General features: G+C 71.1%; 28 protein-coding genes. 21 read left to right on the top strand and 7 right to left on the bottom strand.

Going from position 1 to position 25,985, the window contains the following annotated elements; all coding sequences use genetic code 11:
• The first annotated feature begins 864 nt into the window (after nt 1-864).
• The 18 genes from ACIPSC_RS33480 to ACIPSC_RS33395 all read left to right on the top strand — a co-directional run bounded on the left by ACIPSC_RS33480 (nt 865) and on the right by ACIPSC_RS33395 (nt 17,174).
• A complete protein-coding gene (locus ACIPSC_RS33480) occupies nt 865-1,326 on the top strand; it encodes an IPT/TIG domain-containing protein (protein ID WP_400831833.1) in 462 nt (153 codons plus the stop codon).
• A gap of 99 nt (nt 1,327-1,425) precedes the next feature.
• Nucleotides 1,426-1,881, top strand: a complete 456-nt coding sequence (locus tag ACIPSC_RS33475; protein WP_400831831.1) for a hypothetical protein — start codon at nt 1,426-1,428, stop codon at nt 1,879-1,881.
• 7 nt (nt 1,882-1,888) lie between these two features.
• Nucleotides 1,889-2,758, top strand: coding sequence for a hypothetical protein (locus tag ACIPSC_RS33470; RefSeq protein ID WP_400831828.1), 870 nt, complete (start codon nt 1,889-1,891; stop codon nt 2,756-2,758).
• Entirely contained in the window at nt 2,749-3,078 is a 330-nt protein-coding gene (locus ACIPSC_RS33465) for a hypothetical protein (RefSeq protein WP_400831823.1), read from the top strand. The genes ACIPSC_RS33470 and ACIPSC_RS33465 overlap by 10 nt, the downstream gene beginning before the upstream one ends.
• Complete coding sequence (locus ACIPSC_RS33460; RefSeq protein WP_400831819.1) at nt 3,078-3,611, top strand: hypothetical protein; 534 nt, start codon at nt 3,078-3,080, stop codon at nt 3,609-3,611. Before ACIPSC_RS33465 ends, ACIPSC_RS33460 begins: the two co-directional genes overlap by 1 nt.
• 71 nt (nt 3,612-3,682) lie before the next feature.
• Nucleotides 3,683-3,934: a hypothetical protein gene (locus tag ACIPSC_RS33455; RefSeq protein ID WP_400831815.1), complete on the top strand. Its 252-nt coding sequence runs from the start codon at nt 3,683-3,685 to the stop codon at nt 3,932-3,934.
• Nucleotides 3,934-4,371 (top strand): hypothetical protein, encoded by a 438-nt coding sequence (locus ACIPSC_RS33450; RefSeq protein WP_400831813.1) that lies wholly within the window; start codon nt 3,934-3,936, stop codon nt 4,369-4,371. Before ACIPSC_RS33455 ends, ACIPSC_RS33450 begins: the two co-directional genes overlap by 1 nt.
• Before the next feature lie 75 nt (nt 4,372-4,446).
• Nucleotides 4,447-5,040 carry a hypothetical protein gene (locus tag ACIPSC_RS33445; protein ID WP_400831811.1) on the top strand — a complete coding sequence of 198 codons (594 nt, stop codon included), beginning with the start codon at nt 4,447-4,449 and terminating at the stop codon, nt 5,038-5,040.
• A gap of 78 nt (nt 5,041-5,118) precedes the next feature.
• A complete protein-coding gene (locus ACIPSC_RS33440) occupies nt 5,119-5,652 on the top strand; it encodes a hypothetical protein (RefSeq protein WP_400831809.1) in 534 nt (177 codons plus the stop codon).
• A gap of 101 nt (nt 5,653-5,753) precedes the next feature.
• The gene (locus ACIPSC_RS33435; RefSeq protein ID WP_400831807.1) at nt 5,754-5,921 is read left to right on the top strand and encodes a hypothetical protein; all 168 of its coding nucleotides are present in this window, start codon (nt 5,754-5,756) and stop codon (nt 5,919-5,921) included.
• Nucleotides 5,914-10,110, top strand: coding sequence for a hypothetical protein (locus tag ACIPSC_RS33430; protein ID WP_400831805.1), 4,197 nt, complete (start codon nt 5,914-5,916; stop codon nt 10,108-10,110). Before ACIPSC_RS33435 ends, ACIPSC_RS33430 begins: the two co-directional genes overlap by 8 nt.
• Complete coding sequence (locus ACIPSC_RS33425) at nt 10,094-11,071, top strand: hypothetical protein (protein ID WP_400831803.1); 978 nt, start codon at nt 10,094-10,096, stop codon at nt 11,069-11,071. Before ACIPSC_RS33430 ends, ACIPSC_RS33425 begins: the two co-directional genes overlap by 17 nt.
• Nucleotides 11,072-11,088: 17 nt before the next feature.
• A complete protein-coding gene (locus ACIPSC_RS33420; protein WP_400831801.1) occupies nt 11,089-12,060 on the top strand; it encodes a hypothetical protein in 972 nt (323 codons plus the stop codon).
• Between the two features lie 2 nt (nt 12,061-12,062).
• Entirely contained in the window at nt 12,063-13,271 is a 1,209-nt protein-coding gene (locus tag ACIPSC_RS33415) for a hypothetical protein (protein WP_400831799.1), read from the top strand.
• A 26-nt stretch (nt 13,272-13,297) separates the two neighbouring features.
• Nucleotides 13,298-15,364, top strand: a complete 2,067-nt coding sequence (locus tag ACIPSC_RS33410; protein WP_400831797.1) for a hypothetical protein — start codon at nt 13,298-13,300, stop codon at nt 15,362-15,364.
• 122 nt (nt 15,365-15,486) lie between these two features.
• Complete coding sequence (locus tag ACIPSC_RS33405; RefSeq protein WP_400831795.1) at nt 15,487-15,915, top strand: hypothetical protein; 429 nt, start codon at nt 15,487-15,489, stop codon at nt 15,913-15,915.
• 71 nt (nt 15,916-15,986) lie between these two features.
• Nucleotides 15,987-16,406 (top strand): hypothetical protein, encoded by a 420-nt coding sequence (locus tag ACIPSC_RS33400; RefSeq protein ID WP_400831793.1) that lies wholly within the window; start codon nt 15,987-15,989, stop codon nt 16,404-16,406.
• Between the two features lie 282 nt (nt 16,407-16,688).
• Nucleotides 16,689-17,174, top strand: a complete 486-nt coding sequence (locus ACIPSC_RS33395; RefSeq protein WP_400831791.1) for a hypothetical protein — start codon at nt 16,689-16,691, stop codon at nt 17,172-17,174.
• A 60-nt stretch (nt 17,175-17,234) separates the two neighbouring features.
• Here ACIPSC_RS33395 and ACIPSC_RS33390 read toward each other — a convergent pair whose 3' ends face one another.
• The 7 genes from ACIPSC_RS33390 to ACIPSC_RS33360 all read right to left on the bottom strand — a co-directional run bounded on the left by ACIPSC_RS33390 (nt 17,235) and on the right by ACIPSC_RS33360 (nt 22,689).
• Entirely contained in the window at nt 17,235-18,923 is a 1,689-nt protein-coding gene (locus tag ACIPSC_RS33390) for an AAA family ATPase (protein ID WP_400831789.1), read from the bottom strand.
• Nucleotides 18,924-19,020: 97 nt separating this feature from the next.
• Entirely contained in the window at nt 19,021-19,473 is a 453-nt protein-coding gene (locus tag ACIPSC_RS33385) for a hypothetical protein (RefSeq protein WP_400831787.1), read from the bottom strand.
• 83 nt (nt 19,474-19,556) lie between these two features.
• A complete protein-coding gene (locus ACIPSC_RS33380; protein ID WP_400831785.1) occupies nt 19,557-20,372 on the bottom strand; it encodes an ATP-binding protein in 816 nt (271 codons plus the stop codon).
• The gene (locus ACIPSC_RS33375) at nt 20,369-21,475 is read right to left on the bottom strand and encodes a helix-turn-helix domain-containing protein (protein WP_400831783.1); all 1,107 of its coding nucleotides are present in this window, start codon (nt 21,473-21,475) and stop codon (nt 20,369-20,371) included. The genes ACIPSC_RS33380 and ACIPSC_RS33375 overlap by 4 nt, the downstream gene beginning before the upstream one ends.
• On the bottom strand, nt 21,472-21,789 hold the full coding sequence (locus ACIPSC_RS33370; protein WP_400831781.1) for a hypothetical protein: 318 nt from the start codon (nt 21,787-21,789) through the stop codon (nt 21,472-21,474). Before ACIPSC_RS33370 ends, ACIPSC_RS33375 begins: the two co-directional genes overlap by 4 nt.
• Nucleotides 21,790-21,850: 61 nt before the next feature.
• Entirely contained in the window at nt 21,851-22,126 is a 276-nt protein-coding gene (locus ACIPSC_RS33365) for a WhiB family transcriptional regulator (protein ID WP_400831778.1), read from the bottom strand.
• On the bottom strand, nt 22,126-22,689 hold the full coding sequence (locus tag ACIPSC_RS33360) for a hypothetical protein (RefSeq protein ID WP_400831774.1): 564 nt from the start codon (nt 22,687-22,689) through the stop codon (nt 22,126-22,128). Before ACIPSC_RS33360 ends, ACIPSC_RS33365 begins: the two co-directional genes overlap by 1 nt.
• A 421-nt stretch (nt 22,690-23,110) precedes the next feature.
• Here ACIPSC_RS33360 and ACIPSC_RS33355 point away from each other — a divergent pair, with 421 nt between their 5' ends.
• The 3 genes from ACIPSC_RS33355 to ACIPSC_RS33345 are packed head-to-tail and all read left to right on the top strand — an operon-like array spanning nt 23,111 to nt 25,966.
• Complete coding sequence (locus ACIPSC_RS33355) at nt 23,111-23,725, top strand: ParB N-terminal domain-containing protein (RefSeq protein ID WP_400831772.1); 615 nt, start codon at nt 23,111-23,113, stop codon at nt 23,723-23,725.
• Between the two features lie 14 nt (nt 23,726-23,739).
• Nucleotides 23,740-24,360: a hypothetical protein gene (locus ACIPSC_RS33350; protein WP_400831769.1), complete on the top strand. Its 621-nt coding sequence runs from the start codon at nt 23,740-23,742 to the stop codon at nt 24,358-24,360.
• 52 nt (nt 24,361-24,412) lie between these two features.
• The gene (locus ACIPSC_RS33345) at nt 24,413-25,966 is read left to right on the top strand and encodes a peptidoglycan-binding protein (protein WP_400831765.1); all 1,554 of its coding nucleotides are present in this window, start codon (nt 24,413-24,415) and stop codon (nt 25,964-25,966) included.
• The last annotated feature ends 19 nt before the right edge of the window (nt 25,967-25,985 follow it).

Here is a 25,985-nt window from a genome sequence, read left to right as displayed (position 1 = left end):
GGTGCGGGGGTTCCCCCCCCGGGGGGGGGGGCCCCCGGGGGGGGGGGGGGGGGCGGGGGGGGGGCGGCCGGGCCCCCCCCACCCCACCTTCACCGGCCGGGCCGTGGACGGCCCAGCCTGGCCGCCTCACCGATTTATGACAGCTGATGCCCGTAACAGCTGAATGCCCGTTATGCACCCCACCAGGTGCTGCACCGCTTGGACGGGTTGACCCTGAGAGGGTGACCGTCAGAACTTGGGTAGTGGTGCGACCGGCAAGGTATGCCGGGGCCGAGGACACAGGACCCGTAGACTATCCGCGCCGAAGTTGGCTGTCCCTCCCAGAGCGTTTCCAGGTGGACCCCGGTGAGCACTGGTTGAGGTTCAGGCCGGCAGGACGAAGTGACCGAGGGTCACTTGACCTACCGTCCTCGATGGGAAGCCACGTAACTACTTAGAAGACACCGCGGGACGTTTCCGCTGGTCAAGTGCCATTTTTGGGCCATATGAACACACGTCCACAGGTGTACTACGGGCTGAATCTTCATGATCAATACACGCCTGGACGTATCTTCGCGCATCAAATCTGACGGATCGTCAACAGTTACGCAGAGTGGCAGGCGTGCGCTGATGGACGTCCCATGCATTCCCCAGTACACGCCTGGACATGTACTCCGCTGCGCTGCGAATACACCCCTGGGCGTGTACTCGCCTCCTCAGGGACTTGGAGTACACGCCCAGAGGTGTACTGCGAGTTCAAATGTGCGGCCCAGTGCACAACCGTGGTGCACCCCAGCGCACATCCGAGGAGGCAGCCAGCGACAGAAGCTGGGCAACCAGCAAGGATCTCGGCGCCATTGCCCAAGCAGTCAAGGAGGCTTCCACGTGGGCCTGTTCAACGCAGCTGGCACTCGCATCACGAGGGCGGGGTTCCCAGCTACCCCGGTCGTTGATCGGGTGATGATCGTTACCGCTGACATCTACGCCACCCGCCGGTTCGCCGAGGGGGACAAGAAGCCTGAGGGGTCGATCCGCACAATCGCCTTCCGTGCGGGCGCGCTGATCAAGGAGTCGGAGATCGCGAAGCTCTTCCCCGCACCGACGATCACCGCAGTTCTGCCATCCACCGGGCCGGCCGCCGGCGGGACCGTCGTGACGATCACCGGTACGAATCTCGACGGCACGACGGCCGTGACGTTCGGTGGCACCGCCGGGACGTCGCTCACCATCGTGTCCGACACCACCGTCAAGGTGACCACCCCGGCCAAGGGCGCCGGTGCCGTCGACATCGTCCTCACCGACGACGCCGGCTCCGTAACGAAGGTGGGCGGCTTCACCTACTCCTGATCGGCCCGCAGAGTGGCCGTTGGCCCGGCGCGACACAAGCCCGGGCCAACCGCCACCCTGCTGACTCCCGAACAGCCGACGTGGTGAAGGACCCCCTCCATGACGACTTCCTCCCGCAGCCGCAAGCCCGCTGCCGACGCCCCCACCTCCGCTACCCCGGACACCGATGCACCCGAGGCGAGCACTCCCGTACCCGCGGCGGCCCCGCTGGAGCCCCCGACCGAGGCGGCCCCCGACCCGCTGCCCACGCAGCTCACCGAGGTCGAACGGGTACCCGTCGCGGAGGCCCTGCCCGAGGTGATCAACGGCCTGATCATCGACTCCGACACCCGTCAGCCACCGACCGACCTGGACACCGTCTTCGAGCGGGTCACCCCGCATGGCACCACGGTGGTCAGCACCATCCGCCTGGTTGAGAACCAGACCGACCCGTACGGGCGGACCCGCACCACCCTCCTGACTGCCCAGGGAGCCCAGCTGTCGACCGAGGCTGCCCAGCTGATCATGCAGCGGCTGCGCGACCAGGCCGATGCCCGGCACGCCATCAACCAGTAGGGAACCCATGGTGTCAACGCTCGACTGGCATGCCACGCACGGCGGCGCCCGGTACGACCCGGCCGCTGCCGGCGGGACCGTCACCTCGCTGACCCTTCACGACACCCCGGACCGCACCGGCCAGGCGGCCGCGACCATCCCGGCGCCCGCACCCCTGAGGCCCGGGACGTACCGGTTCACGATTCCTGACGCCCTCCCGGCCGGCCGCTACTGGGGCAGCGTCGTCTTCACCCCCGCCACCGGCGCAGCCGCGGCAGCGGACCGCACGGTCCGCATCGACCTGCCGACCGGAACCGGCCTGGTGGCCTCCCCCGAGGAGGTCGCCGAGAAGGTCGGCATCCCGCTGCCGCTCACCGTGGTGCAGCGCGAGACGCTACGAACGGCGATCGAGGACGCCCAGGCGGATGTGGAGACCTACCTGGTGCGCCCGCTGGTACCCAAGCTGGCCGCGCTGAGCGGTGTCCGCCCGGAACCGGGGCTGGACCTGGCAACGTGGCAGGCGTGGGCGTACTGCGGGCCGGACGATGACTTCACGGTGGACGGCTGGACCCTGCGGCCGGACGGCACCTATGACGTGCAGCTGAGGGTTGGCCTGGACGGGGCTGCCGAGCGCCCGATCCGCCGGTTCGTCGTAGCGCACGCCGCCGAGTCGATCCGCAATACCCCGGCGTCCGGCACCGGCAGCGGCCGACGGGTGTCATCGCTGTCGGCCGAGGGCCAGTCGATCAGCTACGAGAGCGCGCCGTCGGCCGGCCAGGCCGGAGCACTCCCTGTTCTGGCGACGCTCGACGGCTACCGGGAGCCGCCGGTGTACGTGCGGCCGCGGGCTGCGGCCGCGCCCTGGCCGTACGGCGGGACGGTCTCGCTGTGGCGGTGATCCTCCCGAACCGGCGCTTCACCGCCCACGTCGCGCCCCACCCCTGGGCGCGCGACGCACACGGCCTGCCGGTACCGCCGCCTCCCGGCAGCGTGTCCGCCACCGGCGCGGTGCTGCCGGGCGCAGCCGTTCAGCAGACGGACGGCTCGTGGTCGCTACGGGCCGATCCGCAGCAGTGGCCTCTTCGTCCCGGGGACCGGCTCGTGGACGGCGACGAATCATGGACGGTCACCTCCGCCCGGCTGTGCGCAGTTCCGGTGGATGGGGCGGCCGACTACATCGCGGTCACCGCGACGCTCGATCCGCCGCAGGTGCCGTGATGGCCGAGTTCACGCCGGTACCGGGCCTCGAAGCCCTGGTGGCAGCCATGATCGCTCCGGAGGTCGGCGAGATCGCAGACAAGGTCGCCGCCCAGGCCCGGCGCCTCGCACCGCCGACCAAGCAGTGGATCACCGTCGGCGACGACCGGGTGCGGCACACCCACGTCCAGACCGAGGGCCAGAGCGTTCCGGACAACCTGCGCTTCGAGGTCCCGTCGATGGACTGGGACCGCCGCCACAGAGGCCTCGGTGCCCACACCTACATGAAGGCACCGCGCGACCAGACCAGCCGCGCCGTCGCCAACATCAAGAACTGCCGCTGCCACACCACGCTCGACCCCGCCGGCATCTCCCGAGGCATCAACAGCGGGCCTCCGATCGTCGCCGGCAACCGCGTCACCGTGACCGTCGTCTGCGAAGGCGACCTGGTGGTGCAGGCAGAGCTCGGCGACGTCTACCCGGGCGGCCTGGTCGCGGCCGGCGCCCACTTCATGGCGCGGGCCACCCGCACGGTCTCCGCCGAGTACGCGTAGCGGCGTCACCGGGGCGCAGCGCCGTGTCCTGGGGGCGACGCTAGCGACCGGGCCGGGCACAGTGCACGGCCATGGCTACCAACTCCACCAGCAAGAACCCGCCCGCCGCCGACCAGCCGGCCCCGTCCGGCGACCCGGGCACCCCGACCGTCGTCGGCCCGCCGCTCGGAGCCGGCCAGGACCCGGAGAAGGTCCGGCTCGCCCACCACCTGGTCATCTCCGGCCGGGACTACCTGCCCGGCACGGAGGTCCTGGTCTCCCCGGACTACGCCCGCCAGCTGCGCGTGAACGGCTACGTCGCCCGCGAGCCGGCCCGCCGCTGATGGCCGACCCTGACCTGCTGACCGTGGCCGCCGTCGACCCTGTCGCGGCGGCCCTCACCCACCTGCGCCACCACCCGGTCGTAACGCAGGCCTTCGGCGGCGCCGATCACATCTCCGGCCTCGTCGAAGCGCCGTGGCCGCGACTTCGGGTCCTGCCCGGCCCGGGCGGCGACCTGCGCGGCCTGCGCTGGGACACCGTCGGCGAGGTCACCATCGAGGCCATCTCTGACCCGGCCGGCTGGCCCGGGTCCGCCGAGCTGCGCCGCCTCACCCTGCTGGCCGCGGCCGCCCTGATCGAGCTGCCCAACGTCGACCCGCCGCCGCCCGGGCCGGTGGTCAGCCACGTCCGGCCGACCAGCCCCGCCCCGGCCTTCACCGAACTCACCTCCGGCGCCATCCGCTACAGCCTCACCCTCCAGCTCGTCATGCACCCCTGACCCCAGGACGCGACACAAGGCCGGGCAGCCCTGCACCGTCTCCTCGTCCAACCCGCAGCGGACCCGAGGAGCGACTTGAGCACGCCCGTGAAGACCAACGCCGCCGAGACGCTCGTTCCCGGCCGCTTCTACCTCTGGCTGGCGCCGGTCGGCACCGCGGCACCTGCCGATGCCACCGCGGCGATGCCGGCCGGCTGGCGCAGCGTCGGCCACACCACCGAGGACTCCCTGAAGTTCAACTCCGAGCCCAACTTCGAGCAGCTGAAGTCCGCCCAGTCCGACTTCCCCGTCCGCAACTTCCAGACCAGCGACTCCGCCACCGTGGAGATGGACCTCCTCCAGTGGAACGCGCCGAACTTCAAGGCCGTCTACGGCGGCGGCACGATCAGCGAGATCACCCCAGCCGGCGCCGGCGCCGGCGTCAAGCACTACAAGTTCGTCCCGCCGCGCATCGGTGAGCGCGGTGAGATCGCCGCGCTCCTCGAGGTCTTCGACGGCGGGCGTCACTACCGGTTCGTCTACCCGAAGGCCATGCAGCTGGAAGGCGTCTCCACCGACCTGCAGAAGGGCGCCGGATCCAAGCTACCGCTGCGCCTGGGCATCCTCGGCGGCGACGACACCGACCCCTGGTACCTGCTCACCGACGACCCGGCGTTCAAGGAGTCCTGACCCGGCCAGCGGTCGCCACAAGCCCACGGCCTGTGCGACCTTCCCGCCCCGAAGCCGCCGCACCAGCAGGGAGACCCCTTGAATGACATCCTGATCGACCTCGACGCGCCGAAGCGCGAGGTCGCCTACCCCGACGGCATCCCGGTCCTCCTCGGCGGGGAGACCTTCACCTTCCCCGCCGAGCTCCCGCTCGAAGCCCTCGACCCGCTGCTCGCCGGCAACCTCGACCTGATGGGCATCGCCGCGCAGGTCATCAACGACGAGAAGAACAACAACATCGCCGGCGGCATCGTCGACCTGCTGCTCACCCGCCCCCACCTGCCGCGGACCTTCCTGGGCGCGATGCGCGACGTCTACCTGCGCCTGCTCGGCCCGGACCAGTTCGTGCGCTTCCAGGACAAGAAGCCGTCCATCCCGGACTACGTCCGCCTGACCAAGGCGCTGATCAAGGCGTACGGGGTGAACCTGGGAAAGCTCTCCGGGTCGCCGACGTCGCCCGCCGCCGGTGGGACGACCTCGAGTACGACCTCTCCCACTACCACCAGCGAGACGCCCGCGACCTCTGGCGCCGCCCCGGCGACCCCGCCCACCTCGGAGCCCGCCGCCTCGTAGTCCTGGTCGACGGTCTACCCGAGCAGGCCCGCACCCGCCGCACCGCCGGCGAGCGCGCCTGGTGGGGCTTCCAGGAAGAGCTCCTGGCCCAACTGCTCGAAGTGACCTCGGTCTACGCCGCCGATAAGCGGCTTGCCGAGCCGCTGACCGTTCCCCGGCCGAACAACATCCACCCCGCGGCCACCGCACCGCCACCCGCCGCCGAGTCGGGCTTCCGAAAGATGCTCGCCGCGGCCTCCACCCGAGGAAAGGTCATTCCGCATGGCTGAGGGCCAGCTTGCCGGCCGCCTCGTCGTCGAGGTGGAGGCCTCGCTCGCCGGCTTCGCCCGCAGCCTGCGCACCAAGGTCGACGAGGCCTCCGCGGGCGTCAAGGCCGCCATCGGCGTCGACGTCGACAGCGAGGGCCTGCGCGACCGGCTCAAGGCCGTCGTCCAGGAGGCAGCCGCCGGGCTGACCGCCCGCCTCAAGGTGACCGTCGACCGCGAGCACCTGCGCGACGACCTCGAAGGCGCCGTCGACCATGCCGTCGGAAACGTCCGCGCGAAGATCAAGGCCACCCCCGACGAACACGCCTTCCGTGAGGAACTGGCCCGGGTCGTCACGGCGGCCGCCAACGACCCGTCCACCCGCATCCGGCTGCGCCCGGACGTCGACCAGCGCGGCCTGGTCGACGCGGTCCGCCGCCGGGTGCAGGCCGCGGACGCCGATGTCGCCCAGAGCGGCGGGGTCAGCATCCCGTTCAAGCTGCCCGGGCGCGCGATGTTCCTCGGAGCGATCCTTACCCTGGTGCAGCCCGCGGTCGGCGCGCTCGCCCAGCTCGGCGCCGGCCTCACCGCCATGGTCGGCTCGGCCCTGCCCGCGGTGAACACCTTGGGCGCGCTGCCGGGCATCCTGGTCGCACTCGGCGCCGGTCTGCTGAGCACGAAGGCCCTGTTCGGCGGTGTCGGAACCGCTGCGCAGGCCCTCGCACAGCGGCTCGCCTCGGTGCGCGACGGCACCACCATGAGCGCCGCCGAGTTCACCAAGATGAACGCGGCCATCGCCGCCGTCGCCCCCTCCGCGCGCGACAGCATCACTGCGGTCCTGGGCTTCCAGGACGCCTGGAAGAAGATCAAGACCGACGCGCAGGAACGTTTCTTCTCGCGGATCTCCGGTGAGCTCACCCCACTGGGCAACACGCTGCTGCCGCTGGTCCGCGACCAGCTCAACGGCGTTGCCGGCGTCGGCGACCGCTTCGCCACCAGCGCCGCCCGCTGGATGCAGACCCCGGTCTTCCGCGCCGACGCCGCCGCGGTCGTCCGCTCCAACACCAAGGTGCTGGGCCTGATGAGCCTGGCATTGGGCGACGTCGGACACGCCACCGAAGACGTCCTGGTCTCGAGTGGCCCGTTCGTCGAGCGCCTGGCCGAGGCCACCCGCCGCGGTGCACAGTGGGCCCGCAACGCGGCCTCCGCCGCCCGAGAGAACGGCTCTCTCAACCGGGCGATGAACGAGGGCGCCGATGTCGCCTCCTCCCTCGGCCGCTCGATCCGCAGCCTCGGCAAGGGCCTCGGCGGCATGTTCGCGGCCGGCCGGGACTCCGGGAACTCGTTGCTGGCCGGGATGGAGAAGACGCTCGACCGGTTCGACAAGTGGGCGCACTCCGACGAAGGCCAGTCCAAGATGAAGGACTACTTCGACCAGGCACTGCCCGGCGCCCGGGAGATGATCGGCCTGGTCGGCGACCTCGGCCGCGGCCTGGCCCGGCTCGGCGCCGACGGCGGCATCGCCACCCTCGTCTCACAGATCCGCATCCAGCTCGTTCCCGCGATTGGCGCGCTGATCAACGGACTCGGCAGCCTCGGCCCGCACGTGGTCGGTGTCCTGTCCAACATCGCCGAGATCATCGGCCGCCTCGCCTCCGGCGCCTCCGCCTTCGGCCCTCTCCTGGCCGTCTTCTCCGGCCTCGCCAATATCGTTGCTGTCCTGCTGCGCACAGTGCCAGGCCTTTCCACCGCGCTTGGCGGCCTTCTCGTCGTGATGCTCGCCATCAAGGCCGTCCAGGGCATCAACGGCATGTTCACCTCGGCGAACGCCAACGCCACCGGCCTGACCCGCACCACGACCGGCCTCATCGGCTCGTTCCGCGGCCTGAACGAACAGATCCGCCTGCAGCAGTGGCACGCCGAACAGGCTGGCGTGTCCCTCGGCCGCGTGGGCGGCGCCGTCGCGGTCCTCCAGTCCAACGTCCCGCGGCTGCAGTCCACGATCCCCACCGTTGACGCCATGAACCGGGCCTTCCTCGACACCCGATCCGCAGCCGGCGAGGCGGCCGGACGGATCACCGGTGTCGGCAGCGCCGTCTCCGTCGGTCTCAAGGGCGCCTGGACCGGCCTGGTGTCCTTCATGGGCGGCCCGATGGGCCTGGCCGTCGCGGGCCTTGGCATCGGCCTCGGCCTGCTCGCGACCTGGCACCAGAAGGCCGCGCAGGCAGCGGCCGACCAGCGGCGGGCCCAGCAGAACCTCACCACCGCGCTCAAGGAGACCCACGGCGCGGTCACCACCGACGTCCGCACCACCGCCGCACAGCTCCTCCAGGACACCAAGGTGCTGGACGGCAAGCAGAAGCTCCTCGACGTCATGGCGAGGGTGAACGTCGGTCTGCCGGAGCTCACCAACCGCTACCTCGGTCTCAACGGCGGCTTGAAGGAGCTGTCGAAGACCATGAACGACCAGGCCGACGCTGCGCTCAAGGCCTACCGCGGGCACCCGACCGATGACCTGAAGGCCAAGGCCGGCGAGGCCGAACGTGCCGCCAAGGCCATCCAGGAACTCCTGAAGGTCCAGGAGTCCGAAGCTGCGAAGACCAAGGAGGCCGCAGCCGCGGCCGGCGGTCTCGAACGCTCCGGCCTCGTGTACGAGAAGCTCAAGGGGCTGGTCGGCCAGTACTCCAGTGCCACCGTTGATGCCACAGCCCGTACCGATGCCCTGAAGGCCGCGCTCGACCTGCTGGCTGGTGGCACCCTCAGCTTCAAGGACGCGCAGGCTCGCGCCGACGGCCAGGTGCTGTCCGCGATGCAGGCCTCGAAGTCCGCCATCGACGAACGCAACGGCGCGCTGAAGGAGGGCACCTCCTACCTCAAGGGCTGGGGCGCCGAGCTCCTCCAGGCCGACGGGTCGCTGAAGACCACCACCGACAACGGGCACCAGCTCTACAACTCGCTCGTCTCGATCCGCGACGCCACCCTCGACTCCACCCGTGCCGCGTACGACCTGGCGATCAGCCAGAAGAAGACCGTCCCCGAGGCAATCGCGGCCGCCAAGACCGAGATGGGCCGGCTGTACGACGCCGCGATCAAGGCGGCGATGGGCTACGGCCTGAGCAAGGAGCAGGCCGAGAAGGCCGCGGCCGCGATGGGGCTGGTCCCGGACAAGGTGACCACTCTGCTGGCCGCGACCGGCGTCGACTCCGTCATTGCCCAGCTCGCCGGCGTCCAGGCCGAGTACGCCAAGGTGCCGGGGGCCAAGCAGATCACCGTGCAGGCGATGACCACCGAGGCGCAGCAGCTGCTTCAGGCGCTCGGGTACACGGTCGTCACGCTGCCGGACGGGCAGGTGCAGATCACCACCACGTCGGAGACGGCGAACGCCGAACTCGACTCGGTGATGACGGCCCTGGCCGCGCTGCCGCCCGGCAAGAAGATCGACGTCGACGTGCCCACGCTGAAGGCGATGGGCCAGATGCAGGCGATCCAGGACAAGCTGACCGCCACCCCCGGGCAGAAGTCCATCACGGTGGAGGCGCCCTCAGAGCTGGCCATCTCCCAGCTCCAGGCCGTCGGCTTCAAGGTCGAGCGGCTCCCGGACCACCAGATCAAGATCACCGCGCCGAGCGACTCCGTAGAGGGCTCCGTCTCAGCGATTCAGCGTGCCATCAACGCCCTCAAGGGCAAGACCGTCTCCGTCGACGTCCAGTACAACAGCTACCCGGCCGGCCTCCACCGGGCGGAGGCCGACGGCGGGATCCTCACCGGCTTCGCCAACGGCGGCATCATCCGCCGGCTGAAGGCCTTCGCCAACGGAGCCGAGAACCACATCGCGCAGATCGCCCGACCCGGCGAGTGGCGGGTGTGGGCGGAACCGGAGACCGGTGGCGAGGCCTACATCCCGCTCAGCCCCGCCAAGCGCGGCCGCTCCGAGCGGATCCTCGACCGCGTTGCGGAGATGTTCGGCGGCCAGGTCGTCTACAACGCAGCAGGCGCGCTCCGGCAGCCCTCCTTCACCCCGGCCGACCTCTACCGCAGCGCCCAGCAGCGGGCCCGCCCGACCGCTGCCGCGGCAACGCAGGCGGCCGCCCTGGTCGGCGGTGACCTGATCATCACCCGGCCCGAGCGGGAGACCTCCGGCGACGCCCTCCAGGGCGTCATGTTCCAGCTGCGCCGGACCCGCCTGGGAGGTGTTCATGCCGGACTTGCGTGAGGGCCAGTGGCAGCTGACCTACGACGGCGACGGCACCCGCCCCGGCGCCGCCCTGACGTTCGGCACGCTCAGCACCAGCATCTACCTGCTGTCCGAGCCCGCCGTCGACTACGCCGAGGGCACCACCGGCGACGCACCCCTGCCGCTGGAGGACGGCGTGCGCTTCGGTCAGGACACCACGGCCACCCAGACGATCAGCTTCGAGCTGGCCGTCGACACCGTGGCCGCCGCGGCCACCCCGGCCGGCCGGCACACCGCGAACCTCGGCGCCGTGGACAACCTGCTCGCAACGTGGGACGCGGCCGCCATCCGCCGCAGGATGGGCGCCGTTGCCACGCTGCGCACCATGCAGGGCGGCCGGATCCGCCGCACCTACGGCCGGCCCCGGCACATCGCCCCGGCCAACTCCCGCTTCACCCGCCAGGGCAGCACCAGCATGGTCGCCACGTTCGTCGGCACCGACACCCTGTGGTTCGACGACCTCGAGGAATCCACCACCCCAACCGCGGCGCCGGCACCGATCCGCGGCCTGAAGGCGCCGCTGACCGCGGCCCTGTCGCAGCGCGTCCCGGCACCACCCCAACCACCCGGCGCAATGGCCGTCGCCGGCACCGTCCCGACCTGGCCCGTCATCACCATCTTCGGGCCCGGCCGGAACCCGGCCCTGACCTTCCTCGGCCCCGGCCGCACCCCGTGGGGCGACCTTGCCCAACGAATGACCGTCGGCCTGGACCTGATCCTCGGCGACGGCGAGTGGGTCACCATCGACCCCCGCCCCTGGGCCCGCACCGTGCTGCGCAACGGCACCGCAAGCGTCGCCGGCGCCCTGACCCGCAGCAGCCCCCGCATGCAGGACATGGTCCTGCCACCCGGCCTGCAGCACGTCCGCTACTCCGTCACCGACGACACCGGCACCTCCCGCGCCACCGTCGCCTGGCGCCCCGCCCACCGCTTCTACTGACCCTGAAGGAGGCCCCCGTGTCCTGGGACTCGGTGCCGTGGTTCATCGAAGGCAGCGCCGAACATTCCGCGCAGATCGCCCGGCTGCTCGCCTACAACAGCATCGGCGGCGCCGAAGGCGTCATCGGGCCCAACGACCTGCGCGTGCGCGCACTTGCCGCCCCCGGCCAGCAGGTCGAAGTCCTCACCGGCGCCTGCTCCATCCTCAACCGCTCGGCCGGCGCACAGTACGAGGCCTACGCCAGCCGCATGGTCTCCATCGACAAGATCCCCATCACCCCGACCGGCCCCACCGCGCGCTCCGACCTGATCATCGCCCGGGTCGAGAATCCGTTCCTCCTCGGCGAGACCTGGCCCCAGCCGTCCACCCCAGCCAGCGGCCCGTACATCTTCACCAGGGTGCTCTCCGGCGTGCCCGCCGGCACCACGTCGATCCGGCAGATCCGCCCCAACGACTCCGCCATCACCCTGGCCCGGATCGACCTCCCTCCGAACACCTCCGCCGTCCTGCCCGACCACATCAAGGACCTGCGCAAGGTCGCCCGGCCGCGCTCCGAGGAGCGCACCTACACGATCATCGGCTACCCCGAGTACTCCTACATCGACACGACCGACGGCGGGTGGAAGAACTGGCCGGAGCGCGCCACCTGGAACATCGACATCCCCGAGTGGGCCGTCACCGCGACCGTCACCACCAACCTGTCCGGCCTGCGCCTGTCGGTCAACAACGTCTACGTGCACATGCGGCACGTGTTCAACGGCGTGGCCGGTTCGACCAGCGAACTCGACGACGACGGCGGCACCGGGTTCCGGCGCGCCGACAAGCTCCTCGCCGACACCTACGCGATCCCCGCCGCCTGGCGTGGCACCACCCAGACCCTCAAGATCCAGACCGCCGCGTTCGACCCCGGCCGGCTGGACGTCAACGGCACCACCCAGGTCGTCGTCAGGGTGCTGTTCAGGGAAGCGCCCGCACAGGACGGGGCGTAGCGGTGGCCGCCTGGCGGTTCGTCGCCCTGCGCGTCCTCACCGGGCAGATCCTCGACTGGGACGTGCCGCTCACCCTGACCTCGGCCCCGGTGCGCGAGCTGTCCGGCCCGGGCGGGATGAGCGGGTACGTCGAACCCGAGTACGCCCGGCTGATCGCCGCCGACGGCCAGCCCACTCTGCAGGAGTGGGACACCGCGATCTTCGCTGAGCTCGACGGCCAGATCCGCGGCGGCGGCATGATCGTCGACACCTCGGCCGACAGCGGCAAGTGGATGCTCCGCTGCGCCGGCTACACCTCCTACCCGCACGGCATCCCGTTCGGCGGGCTGATCCAGTCGGGCCTGCGCATCACCCCGCCCGACCCGAACGACGGCCTCGACAAGAACCACGACGGGTACGTGGACTACACCGACCCACCGCGCTCCATCCAGGTCGGCCCCCCGCCCCCGTCGTACGGCGGGCCCCGCATCGACGCCTACGACGCCGTCCGCCACATCTGGGACCACCTGCAGAGCTTCGACAACGGCCGTCTCGACCTGGTCGTCGACCAGCACCCGGCCGGCGTTCTCCTCGGCGCCGAAGACGGCTCCGACCCGTACGAACTCGCGTGGTGGGACACCCCCGACTGCGGCGGCGCCATCGACACCATCGCCCTCCAGGTCGGCTTCGACTACCTCGAAGAGCACGCCTGGACCGACATCGACGGCAACAATCCGACGATCACGCACCGCCTGCGCCTGGGCACCCCGCGCCTGGGCCGCAAGCGTACCGACCTGCGCTTCGCCGACGGCGAGAACATCAGCAAGACCGCCACCCCGCGCGCACTCGGCGAGGAGTTCGCCAACGAGGTCCTGGTCCTGGGCCGCGGCGAAGGCGCCACCATGCCGCGCCTGCAGCTCACCCGTCCCGACGGCCGGCTGCGCCGCGTCCACGTCGTCGCGGAGAAGGCCGCCACCGGCGAGGCCGCGCTGCGCGCCCGCGGCAACCGCGAACTGCAGTCCAGGACACAAGGTCTCTACATCCCGATGCTCGAGGTCCGTGATCACCCCAACGCGCCCGTCGGTTCCTGGTCGCCCGGCGACGACATCCTCGTTCAGACCCACGTCCCGTGGGTCGGTGACGTCGCGATCTGGCACCGCATCATCTCCGACGAGCTACGCACCGACGGCACGGTCCTGCTGACCCTCAAGCGCTCGGACGCGCTGGGCTGATCTCCGCTCCGACCGGAGGGAAGCCGTTGAACAACCCACTCGACCAGGCCGTCCAGGAACGCGAGCTGGCCGCACTCCTGCGACGCCTCGACCAGCGCCTGACCAACCTCGAACGCGCCGCCCAGCTGCCCTACAGCGCCGCCCGCGGCCAGCTCCACGTTGTGGACGACGCCGGCACGATCATCAGCACCGTCGGCCGCCAGGCCGACGGCACCGTGGGCGTCACGGTTGCCGCCTCGCCGCCGCCGCCGACCCCGCTCGCCCCGCTCGTCCAGCCCGCCACCGCTGCGCTGAACGTCACGTGGGACGGCCAGTGGGTCGACGCCTACAGCTCCCCGCTGAACCTCTCCCACGTCGAAGTCCACGTCGGCGAGGGCGCCGACTTCACGCCGAGCCCGCAGAGCATGGCCGCCACCCTCGCGGCCGCCGGCGCCAGCATCACCCTGGCCACCACCACCTACACGCCGCTGTGGGTGCGGCTGGTCGCCGTAAACGCCGCCGGCGCCCGCGGCCCGGCGAGCGCCGCCACCAAGGGCACCGCGTTGAAGGTCGTCTCCGACGACCTGGTCGACGGCATCATCGGTGAACTGCAGATCGCCAACAGCGCCATCACCGCGGCAAAGATCGCCCTTGGGGCGATCAACAGCAGCGCCATCGCCGAGGCCGCCATCACCGCCTCGAAGATCGGGCAGGCCGCGGTCATCGCCGGCAAGCTCGCCGCGGACTCCGTCACCCCCGGCACCATCGCCAGCAACACCGTCACAGCCCGGGAGATCACCGCCGGTGCGATCACCACCGCCAAGCTCGCAGCCGGCGCCGTCACGGCCGCGGAGCTTGCCGCCGGAGCGGTCACCGCGGGCAAGATCGCAGCCGGAACCATCACCGCCACGGAACTCGCCACGAACGCCGTGATCGCGGGGAAGATCGCCGCGGACGCCGTCACCGCCGGAACGATAGCGGCGAACGCCGTCACCGCCCGCGAGATCAAGGCCGGCACCATCACCGCCGATCGGATCGCGGCGAACTCCATCACCGCCGGCCAACTCGCGGCTGGCGCAGTCACCGCGGCCAAACTCTCCGCCGACGCGATCGACGGCAAGACCATCACCGGCGTCACCCTCGTCGGCTCCACCATCCAAACCGCGCTGACCGGCCGGCGCGTCCTGCTTTCCCCCACAGACCCGACCGACGGCAGCGCCAACCCATCGGCACTCCTGTACTCCGGAGCCAGTACCGAGAAGGCCCCGGCACGCCTCACCGCGGAGGTCCGCGCCATCGAAGGCGGCGCCGGCACCGGCACTGGTACGAGCGGCAAGGTCGCCGCCGCCCGGTCGGTGGCGTTCTACAGTGCCGCCACCGCACGCCTGACTGCCCCCCAGATGACCACCGACGGCTCCCACACCCCGCGCCTGCAGCTCAGCAGCGGAGGACCGAACACCGGCTATGTCCCCCAGGGCATGTTCAGCCTCTCTGCCTCCGGCCCAGGCCTCGCGGGTGAGGCATTCTTCGGTGGCGCCGCCGGCAGCGGCCCTGACGCCGACGGACTCGTCTACGCCTACGTTCGCCGCTTCAGCGACCTGAAGAGCGCCATCGAGCAACTCCGCCCCGACTCCTGGTCCATCCAACTCGCCGACCAGATCGCCACCATCTCTCTCGACACCAACGGCCTGGCCATCAAGGCCCTCCAGGGCGAAGTCCTCATCCAGACCCAGACCGGCCTGCGTGTCCAGTACGGCGACATCACCCTCCAGGGCGGCGGCTTCGTCAAGAACGACGCCACGTGGATCACCCCGACCCTCAACGGCGGCGCAACTGGCATCGACGGCTGGCAGGCCCCCGGCATCAAGGCCATGCCCGACGGCACCGTCGCGCTGCGCGGGCTGATCCAGATCCCCGCCTCCTTCCCCGGAGGCGTGATCGCCACGATCGACGATCCGGCACTACGCCCCCGACTCCCCGAGATCTTCGCGGTCGCCAACGCCAACGAGTCGATCTCCCAGCTCTACGTCAAGGCCAACGGCGACATCGAAACGTGGAAGACCACCGGCGGCTGGATCAGCCTCGACACCGTTCGCTGGTCGATCATCGACTGACAGCCAGCAGGGCGCGACGCAACCAGTACGTGCCGTCACTGTAGATCCGCGCGGGCCGGAGCCCTCCCCTCCACCACTTCGGCCCGCGCGCACCCACCCCTCCGAGGAAGGCCTGAAGCGTATTGGAGACGACCGAAACGATCGCAGCGGTCGCCACCCCGATATGCACGCTCTTCGGGGTGATCGGCAGCGGCTGGTTCGCAGCACGCCAGGCCGCACGCAAGGCAGTCAGCGAGGACATCGTGGCCGAGGCCCAGGCCGAGGCCACCGTGGAGAACGCCGAAGCCGCGGCCGCCGAAGCCTTGCAGGCCGGCTTCGTCGCCCTGTACGCCGAACACCGGGCGGAGCGAACCGAGCTGCGCGAGCGGATCAGCGCGCTGGAAGCCGGCCAGGCCCGCCAGGCCGAGAAGCTCGACCGGATGGCTGAGGACCACCGCCGGTGGCGCGACGCTGCGATCCGCTACATCCGCCTCCTGCGTGCCCAGCTCGCCTCCCTGGGCGCAGCCCACCCGGCCCCGGAGGACCCGATCCGCGCCGACCTGGAGCCCTGAGGGCACGACACAAACCCGCCCCAGCCGCCACCGTGCCTCCGACCCGAACCCCACCGAACCGGAAGGCCTTCATGAACCTCAACAGTCTGGTCGTCCACAGCGCCGGCTACGGCGCCGCCGTCGGCTCCGTCCTCCCCCTGATCGCGGCCGTTGTGCTGCGCCCGCACTGGTCCCCGACCGCGAAGCGGGTGATCGTCGGCATCCTCGCCGGTGTCTCCGGAGTCGCAACCGTGGCCGCGCAGGGCGGCCTCAGCGACGCCGCCAGCCCCGGTGCGCTGTTCACCGCGCTGGCCGCCGTGCTCGCCACCTCCGAGGTCTCCTACGCCGCCCTGTGGCACCGCTCCGGCATCGCGCCCAAGATCGAGGTCGCGACCAGCCCGGCACCGCCCATCCGCATCGACCTCTCGAACATGGAGTTCGACACCTCGGACGAGGCCCTGGCGCGGCTGAGGCGGCGGCTGCGCGAGCCGGGCGCCGGGAGCGATTCCTGATTCCGTCCGGCAGCCCGTAGCATTCCGACCAGGCGGCCCGCCGCCCCACCACCCAACCGTCGAGGCGAAAGTCCCCGCGAAGTTCGCTCCATCTCCTTGTCTGGAGCAGGGGTGTCCTTTCGGCGCGGGGGCAGCAAGTAGCCAAGTCCACCGGCAGTGCCCCTCGGGGCGCGGGCCGGGGCCGGGGAGCGCAGCTACGTGGAGATCCGGCACACGGCGGGCGGGAAGGCAGGCGGGCCGCCGCCCGTACGTCATCCACCACACCGAAGGGGAGCCGGCACCGTGGCCGCCACACCGAACCAGATGGCCACCGCCCTGGCCGCAACCGCCGAGCCGGCGTTCGCGGACCTGCTGCTCGACTTCGTGACGCACCCCCAGCCGGCCGCCGAGCTGATCGCCGCGTTCCGCGCGCCCGAGGTAGTCGCGCGCGTCGCCCGCACCGCCGAGCGGCTGCTGAAGAATCACGGCCCCCTACTCACCCAGGCCGACGACGAGTCCCGGAACGCCTACAACAAGCGCGCAGCGCGGGCACGGGCCGCTCTGGAGCAGGAGCTCCACCTCGCGCAGGTGATCGCGGCTGGCGACGCCGCCCGGGCCACCGGCCGGATCGACCGCGGCCGCAACCCAGCGCAGCGGGCCCGACGTCGCCTGGCCGACATGTTCCCCGCCGAGTACACCCGCCTGCGCCGCGAGGAAGAGGAACAGGCCGCCCAGCTGCGCCGTGCGGCCAAGCGGTCCCGCCGTCCGAAGGCGGCCGGCCGGCAGTAGAGCACAACTGTGGGGCGGGCCCGGACTGGAATCGGGCCCGCCCCACAGCCGCGTCGACGGCTATGCGCTGGCGTTGAGGATGTCAGCGGCCTCCTGGGAAGGCATCCGGCGGCCGAGCTTCGCATACTGTTCGGCGATCCCGTCGTGCCCCTCCTCGCGCAGCTTGGCCGCTACGACCGGGCGCCACGTGAGCAGGTGCGCGCCCAGCCGCGACGGCGGCAACTGGCCCGGGGTGCTCCCGGGAGGAGCAAGCGGTGCCAGGTGCGTGTCGACGGTGATTCCGAGCACCCGGGCCTGCGCGACCGCTTCGTTCCGCAGCATCTGAACCGGGTTCGGCGGCTCCGGGGTCTCCTCCTGGTCCACCGCCGCGGCATCGGTCTCGCCGCCCTCGTCGCCTTCCTCCTCCGCGTCGTCATCGCCGGTGAAGCCGAACGGCGGCCAGCCGGCCGACAGGTCCACGTCCTGCGCGGTGGTTCCCCACTCTTCAGCGAAGGCCCGGTGCGCGGCCTCACCACGGCGCTCGGCCTGCTGTCGGGGGCTGTGCTGCTCGCACCGCGCCCCGTTGGGGTACGGGCGGACACGGTCCTCCGGGGTCGGGCACCTCGGCACGGTGCACTGCGGCTGCTCGTCCTGCGCGGGGACGGCCTGTGCGGCACTGGTCGCGGCGGCCGCGGCCGCGCCGTTGTGGTCCGGCCGGACGGAGGTCGCTGCCCTGGCGCGCTGTGCCAGAGCGTTGAGCGCGGCCTCGATGGCGTCGGAGGCCAGGACCATGCCGTTCTTGCCCTTGATCTGGCGGCGGCTCAGCCAGGCGTGGCCGTACACGGCGTTGAGGCGGTTCAGGTACTCGGGGTTGCCGGTGTTGTAGGAGAGCCTGATCAGCTCTCCGAGTTGCTCGCTGTTCGGGTCGTTGGGAAGGTCGTCGAGCACGTCCAGGCGCTGGGCGTGCTCGGTGATGAAGGCCTCCGGGTTCGGTGCCACATAGGTGGAGCGGGTCACCCGCCGGTCCATGCCGAGGTCGCGGAAGAGCTTGTCGACAGTGAAGCCGGGCAGGGGTCGGATGTCCATGGCGCTCAGGTCCGGGTTCAGGCTGCGGACGTTGGTCAGGAACACGGAGTGCCGGGCCCGGAGCTGCACGACCGCCGTGCACTCGAAGGCCAGCGACCGTTCCGCCTTCACCTTCCACACCCGGTCCCGGGTGGGCTTGTCCCCCTCGAAGAGCACGACGTCCTCAAGCCGGGCCAGGAGCAGTACCGGGCCGTCGTGGTACTTCAGCGTGTTGATGATGTCCTTGAAGCGGTTCTTCGCCTTCTGCCACTGGTCAGCGGTGATGGTCAGCTCACTGTCCCAGGCGGCCCCACGTTCGTTCGCCCGCCGGCGCGCCACGGCGGTCTGCTCGTCGCACAGCAGCTCCCAGAGCATGGTGACGGAGTCGATCACGATCATGTTCGGCTTGCCGTCCGCGCCGCGGGGCTGCGCGACGGCGTAGCGGACGGCGTCCAGGATGTCCATGTAGCTGCCGTCGTGCTTGACGATCTTGTACGGGCCCAGCTGCTTGTACTCCTCGGCAGTGTCCTCGCCGATCTCGAGCCAGAAGGTGGTGCCGATCAGATCCGACTTTGCGGCTTCGGCGGCGGCGTAGCTCTTCCCGCTCTTCTCCACGCCCGCCAGAAGCAGTCGGGGGAAGGCGGGGATCCCGGTGGGCTCGGCGACTTCACGGTCGAGGCGGCGCGGCGGCAGGAGAAGGGTCATGGGTGTCCTCTCGGTAGGTCCGGGTTGCTGGCCCGGTGATGCTGCCGGGTGAGGCAGCCTTAGATCCCCTCCTTAAGTGTAACATGCGAAATGATTTTCAGAGAGTGAGGATTCTCGAGACCGGCCGTTCGACCGGTTCGCCGGCCTGCGGGTCCAATGCCGTCACGGCCTGCGCGTACCAGGCATCGAGAAGCTCCGCCGTTCCCGTCAGGTCCGGGTCGCCGGGGTCGCCAGGGCCCTGCCGAACGGAGCCTTCCGGAGCCGACCAACGGGCCACCGCGGCCTCGTACCGAACCTGCGCCGTGACCGGGTCCAGGAGCAGGGCCTCGCCCAGCTCCTCCCAACTCATCCCGTCCAGCCGCGCGGCGATCACCGTGCGGTCCAATGCTTCCAGCGCCAGCAGGCGAAGGTGGCGGGCCTCGCGGATCCGGTCCCGAGCCGGCCGGTCAACCGAGGTCGTGCCCACCAGGGCGGCGGCAAACTGGCTGACATCGCGTTGAGCAACCGCCGCGGCCACCTGCGCGCGGACTGCCGAACCGAACTGGGGCATGGGGGAGCGTCCTTTCGTGTACTCCCTCCGCACCCTAGCCACCCGCGTAAGACCCCCGTGGCGCGACCGCCGGGGCCGGCGCTTCACCACTTCACCGGCTCGCGCCGGTCCGGGCGCTCGAACTTCAATGCCAAGGCGCTCTCGCCGAGCCGGGAGACGATCCTGTCGCCGAGGATCCGTGCGATCTGCGCGGAGTGCAGGTTGGTGGCGACCACGGTCTGCAGCCCGGAGGCGATCCGCGCGGACAGCAGGTCTCCGGTCGCCTGGCGCACGGCCTCGGTCGCCTGGTTGTCCATCTCGCCGCACAGCTCGTCGAGGATCAGAAGCTGGCACCGGTCGTGGAACTCGCGGACCTGGAGCGCGGTCAGCCCGGGCGGCGCTCCGTCCGGGCGCAGCCAGCGCACGTAGTCGCCGTGCCGGACGTAGCGGGTCATGATGCCCGACTGCACGGCGAGCGACCCAAGTGCGATCACCGCGGCAGTCTTGCCCGAGCCCACGTTGCCGAACGCGACCAGGTGCTGCTTGGTCTCCTGGCGCGCCGCAAGGCACTGAACCCAGTACGCGAGCGCCTGGGGGTACTGGTCCTCGTCGAGCAGCACGTGGCCGGCAGGCAGTCCTCCGGGCGGAATGGTGACGTGGTGCCGCAGGTAGGCCTGGTGGCGGGCACGGTCAAGGCTCTTGAGCCAGGCCGTCGTGAAGATGCCCTGCCGGTATTCGTCAGGCCTCTCCCACACGGCGCCGTCCTGGGCCGGCACCGCGCCGCGCGCCCGCTGCTCCGCCGTCCCCCTGGCGATCACCTTCGCCACCGCCTTGACCGTGGCAGCGCTGTCGGCAGCCGTCAGCTCCCGGCCGAGCGTCAGCTCGGTGAGCGAGGTGACCATGCCGCTTTCCCCCTTCATCGGCTGCTCAGCGCGTTCATCAGCTCGTCGGTCGTCGGCCGCGGGGACGGGTCCTGCTGCTGCGGGTGGGAGGCGGCGTCGTCGTACATCGGCACCGCACCGCGCCGACCCGGCTGGACGGCCTTGCCGGCCGCCGCGCCGAGAGCTGCCTGCCACTGCTGCGCCGAGGGAACGTGCTTGCCGCAGTCGAGCAACGCGGCCCAGATCTGCTGCTTGGTGTACTTGGCCTTGGCTGCGCGCTTGATCATCCCCCGCAGCATCAGGAAGCCGTTTTCGCCGCCTGCCCACGTGCCGAACTGCTTGTGGGCGTGCTCCCACCAGGCAGTCGCACCGTCCTGGGCAAGCCGGTTGAGCACTTCCTCCTCGCGGGTCCGGGCCTCCTGGCGGGCGGTGGCCTCCGGAGTCTTCTTCCTCGGGCGGGACGGCTTGCCGTTCCCGCCGGTCGCAGCAACCGATTCGTCGGCCGGGCGAATGCGCACGTCAGCAGCACCATCGCCTTGGGGCGGGTTACTGGGGAGGTTCATAGGGGAGGTTTGGGGGTCTTCAAGTCCCCCCTGTGCGGACTGAGAGTCCCCCCTTCCAGGACTCTCAGTCCCCCCTTCGACTCCACCGCCGAGGGGGGACTGAGAGTCCTGGGACTCAGAGTCCCCCCTGTACGGCGCCTCGTTGTCCACCGTGACGCGCTTCTTGCCGTAGTCGCTGCGCCGGGTGCGCGCGGGTGCCGGAGCAATGTCCGGCCGCGACCGCGCGGTCAGCGGCGACAGGCCCTTCTGCTGCCGTTCCTCGTTCACCCGCTCCATCCGGTGGCCGTACCACGAGCAGGGGATCAGCAGGTCGTACACCACGGGCCGGTTGTGCTTGGGGATGTGACGGGCGGCGCTCTGGTCGCCCTCGGCGATCAGGCCGCGCTCCCTGAGCCGGGCGAGCTTGCGTCCCACCGTCTTCTCGTCGCACAGCGCGGCCCTCGCCAGCGTGGCCTTCGACGGGAAGGCGTTGCAGCCGTCCGGATCGGCCCGTTCGGCGAGGGCGACCAGGATCAGCCGCTCGAAGGTGTCGGCGGTCGGCGAGTCGTTCAGCGCCCACAGCAGCGGGTCCAGGCTCATCGGGTCTCCCCCTGCGCGACGGTGAACGTGGTGACGGTGGTCCGCCCGCTCCGGCGCCGGCTGCGGGCCAGAAGACCGGAACGGACCAGCTCGCCCAGAAGCGGCCGCACCTGGTGCGGAGTCAGACCGGCGGCCGCGGCCGCGCCAGCCGCGGTGTTGCCCGCGGTGCGCAGCACGATCGCGGACAGCAGCCGGAACGCGGGCGCGGACAGTCCCACGTCCAGCGCCGCTCGCTGCTGCCGGCAGTGCGCGCAGCAGGGAGCCGGGGCCGCGGTCAGCGGCGGGTGTGCCGATTCGGGCAAGGCGGTACTCAAGTCTGGTCCTCGGGTGATGCCCGGCCGGGCGATGCCGGCCGGGCTGGCGGTTCAGGCAGGGTCAGGCGGCGACGGGAGTTTGCTGCTTCCGGCGCGCGGCCGCGGCGCGCTTGCGCCGGATCCTCTTCCGTTCGTCCTGGGTGGTGCCGGCGCGCACGCCCTTGTCCCGTGCAGGCGTCAGTGCCAGCGCGGTTTCCAGGCACTGGGCGCTGTGCGGGCAGAACTCGCACGTTGCCTTGGCCGCCTCGATGCCGTCGGTGTCCTTGTCGGTGGGGAACATCACGTCCGGGTCGACACGGCGGCAGATGGCCTTGGGGAACTGGTCGACAGGGAACATCAGCCCTCCGCCGGTTCGATCTGGAATGCGCCAGCCACCAGCGTGTTCATGGCGCCGCTGCGCAGGAAGTCCATCACCTGCTTCTTGCCGTCCGGGGCCCACGACGGGGCGATGCTCGACGGCGGCGGCGAAGGCTCCCACGTCAGGCCCGGCAGAATCTCGCTGGTCTCCTTGTGGGTGATGGTGCCGCTCGCCTCGTCGTAGACGGCCGCACCCAGCAGCGCGGTCTGGAACGAGCCGATGACCGTTGGCTCCCACCGAATGTGCTCGGGGTGGTGTTCGATCACCCAGTCCACGAAGGCGTCGAGGTTGCTGACGACGACCTTGCCGGCCGCCTTCGCCTCCTTCACCGTCCAGGTGGCCACCTTCTCCTCACCGACCTTGGCCGCGACCGACTTCACCCCGTCGTTCTCGTGAGCCGTCAGCATGGCCGTACGGAAGTCGGCGGTGGCGTCGTCGGAGAGAGCCTTGAGGCGGGCGGACATGACGGCCAGCACGCTGGCCTTCTGGCCGAGCTGGGCCAGGCTGGGAGCGTCGGGAGGAGATTCCTGCTGCTCGGTCACGGGGCGTCCTTTCGGTGGGTCCGGGTGCTCTCCCGGACGTGCTCGTGCCGGGCCGTACACCAGGGGGTACGACGAACGGCGCCGGGGCGTTACAGACCCCGGGTGGCTGGGCTGACCCAACCCTTATAACTGTAACACGGCGAATGATTGACGGCGCGACGTAAGCGCCGCGACCTTCTACCGTCCGGGCCGGCCCTGGAACGGAACGCCACCGCGCGCACCGGCGTCCACCCAGCGGCCCCGGACCGACTCCACCCGGGAAACAGGGGCCGGTCCGGAGCAACACCGGTCGCGGGAGCGACGGCTGACGGCCTCCTGGTTGCCCCACACAGTGAGAGGGGCGCGCGGTTGGAACCCGCGGTCACCACTGAGCCCCGCCCCCGCGACCGGCCCGACCAACGACGAGAAGAGGGCCCCGCGAGTGACCGCCTCACCCGCCGTCCAGGCACCACGCTGGATCGCCTACATGCCGCTCCAGGCGCTCACCCCGGCCGCCCGCAACCCCAAGCTCCACGAACTGCCCCTCATCCGGGACTCGATCCGCGAACACGGCTTCGTCGACCCCGTCCTGGTCGACGAGCGAACCGGCCGCAGCATCGCCGGCCACGGCCGCCACGAAGCACTGGTCGAGATGTACGCCGACGGCGAGCCCCTGCCCGCTGGCCTGCTCCTCGACGAAGACGGCTCCTGGCTCCTACCCGTCACCCGCGGCTGGTCCTCCCGCACCGACGCCGAAGCCGAAGCGCTGATCATCAAGCTCAACCGCATCACCGCCCAGGCCGACTGGGACCGCAGGATGCTCGCCACCATGCTCGAAGACCTCGTCACCGCCGACGCCGCCCTCTTCGACAGCCTCGCCTTCACCGACGAGGAGATGGACAACCTCCTGCGCACAGCGCCCGCCGAAACCCTCGGCGAGGAACCCTCGTTCAACGCCACCAACCTCGAGACCGGCAGCGCCTACACCGACGACGACACCCCGCACCTGATCACCTGCCCGACCTGCGGCGACTCCTTCACACCCCGCCGAAGCTGACCCACCGGCACCCGATGGCCCGTCGCAAGCCCCGACACGGCCCGGCCGCCCCCCGAGGGAGCGCCCGCGGCCGCCGAGGCCTGCTCACCCCCGACATCGAGGCCAAACTGATCGAGGGCACCCGCCAGGGCATGCCCGTCGAGACCGCGGCCGCCATCTCCGGCGTCCACAAGGCCACCTTCCTGCGCTGGCTTGCCCGCGGCCGCGAGGAAGCCGACCGCCGCCGCCAGGGCGAACCACCCCACCCTGCCGAAGACGACTACCTCGCGCTCCACGAACGCATCGAGCAGGCCCGCGAGATCGCCAACGCCGGCGCGATCGTCCAACTGCGAAGGCTGATCAACGGCGGCTTCGTCACCAAGGAGACCACCCGCAAGTTCCGCGACCCCGAGACGGGCGCGGTCATCGAGGAGACCACCACCGACCGCGCTATCCCCGACTTCAAGGCGATCTCCTTCTACCTGGAGCGCCGCCAGCGCCAGCACTGGGGCAAGGACACCCCCACCGAGGACACCACCACCGCGACGACCGCCCCGGTTGACGAGGTCGACGCCGACGAACTCGCCGACCGCCTGTCCGTCACCCTCCACGCCCTGGAGTACCCGCCAGACCCCGCAGACAGCCCGCGACACTAGCCCCCGCCGGCCGCAACGCTGCGCCCCTCACGACCGACCAGAGGGGCGCAGCATGACCGACACGCTCTACCCGGGCGCTGACCGAAGCCAGTGGTTCGCCGAGCACTACCCGGGCAGCTACATGACACCGACCCGCGGCATCCTGCACACCACCGAGGGCACCGGCTGGCCCGACTACAGCGGCGGCGCCGAGGCCCCGCACGTCACCGCGAAGCCCGACTTCGGCGCGCGCCGCCTGGTCTTCCGCCAGCACTTCCCGTTCGACCACTCCGCCCGCGCCCTGGTCAACGCGGCCGGCGGCGTCGAGACCAACACCAACGGCGCGGTCCAGATCGAGCTGATCGGCACCTGCGACCCCCGCACCCACCAGGCCTGGGCCTCCCGCGGCATCCAGCACATCTTCTGGCCCGAGGCCCCCGACTGGGCACTGCGCGACCTCGCCGCCTTCATGGCCTGGCAGCGTCAGCACAACAACATCCCGCTCGACGGCCCCGCCCGCTGGGCGCCCTACCCGGCCTCCTACGGCGCCGGCAACGGCGTCCGCATGTCCTTCGCCACCTGGAACTCCTTCCGCGGCTGGGCAGGCCACCAGCACGTCCCCGAGAACGACCACGGTGACCCCGGGAACATCCCGTTCGCCACGCTGATCTCCCTCGCCCGCGCCGCCACCGGCGACACCGCACAGCCGAGCACCGTCAAGCGCGTCGTGGTCTGGGCCGGCGCCACCCTCTCCGCCATCGCCCTCCTCGCCGGCGTCTCCGTCAGCAGCATCCTCAAGTCCAACCCGCAGATCACCAACCCCAACGAGATCAAGCCCGGCCAGACCATCACCCTCCCCGAGGAAGCCAAGCCGGTCACCCCGCCCGGCGGCACCCCGCCCTCCCCGACCGGCCCGACCGACCCCGAGACCCCGGCCCCGAGCAACCCGTCGGGTGCGCTCACCCCCGGGGCGAGCGGCGCCGAGGTCCGCGAACTGCAGCAGCAGCTCAACAGGCTCGGCAACCACCTGGTCGTGGACGGCATCTACGGCCGTGAGACCGCAGCCGCCGTCAACTCCGTCATCCGCGCCCACCCCGAGCTCGGCGCCGCCGACGGCATCGCCGGCCCCAGGACCCGCGCCCGCATTGCCTCCCTGGCCGCGAATACCGGCACCCGGCCCGTCGGCGCGCTCGGCCCCGGATCGCGCGGCGCCGAGGTCTCCACACTCCAACGCCAACTCACCGCCATCGGCTACCCGGTCCCCGAGACCGGCAACTACGGACCCCAGACCACCGCCGCCGTCAACGCCTTCATCCGCCTCAACCCCTCGCTCGCCCCCGCCGACGGCATCGCCGGCCCCCAGACCCGCGCCCGCATCGCCAGCGCCGCCTCCGCCGTCACCACCCAGCCCGTCGTCCTCAAACCGGGCATGCGCAGCCCCGCCGTCAAGCAGCTGCAGCAGCAGCTCAACCGGATCGGCTACAAGATGCCCACCACCGGCTACTACGGCCCGATGACCACCGCCGCCGTCAACTCCGTCATCCGCAAGAACCCCGGCCTCGGCCGCGCCGACGGCATCGCCGGCCCGCTCACCCGCAAGAAGATCGCGGCCCTCGCCGCCCGCTGACCCCCGGAGGAGAACCCAC

The organism is Kitasatospora sp. NPDC090091, from assembly GCF_044747365.1.
Lineage (GTDB): Bacteria > Actinomycetota > Actinomycetes > Streptomycetales > Streptomycetaceae > Kitasatospora.
The sequence above is the reverse complement of the archived record's forward strand: the minus strand, read 5'-3'. Positions and strand labels throughout refer to the sequence as shown.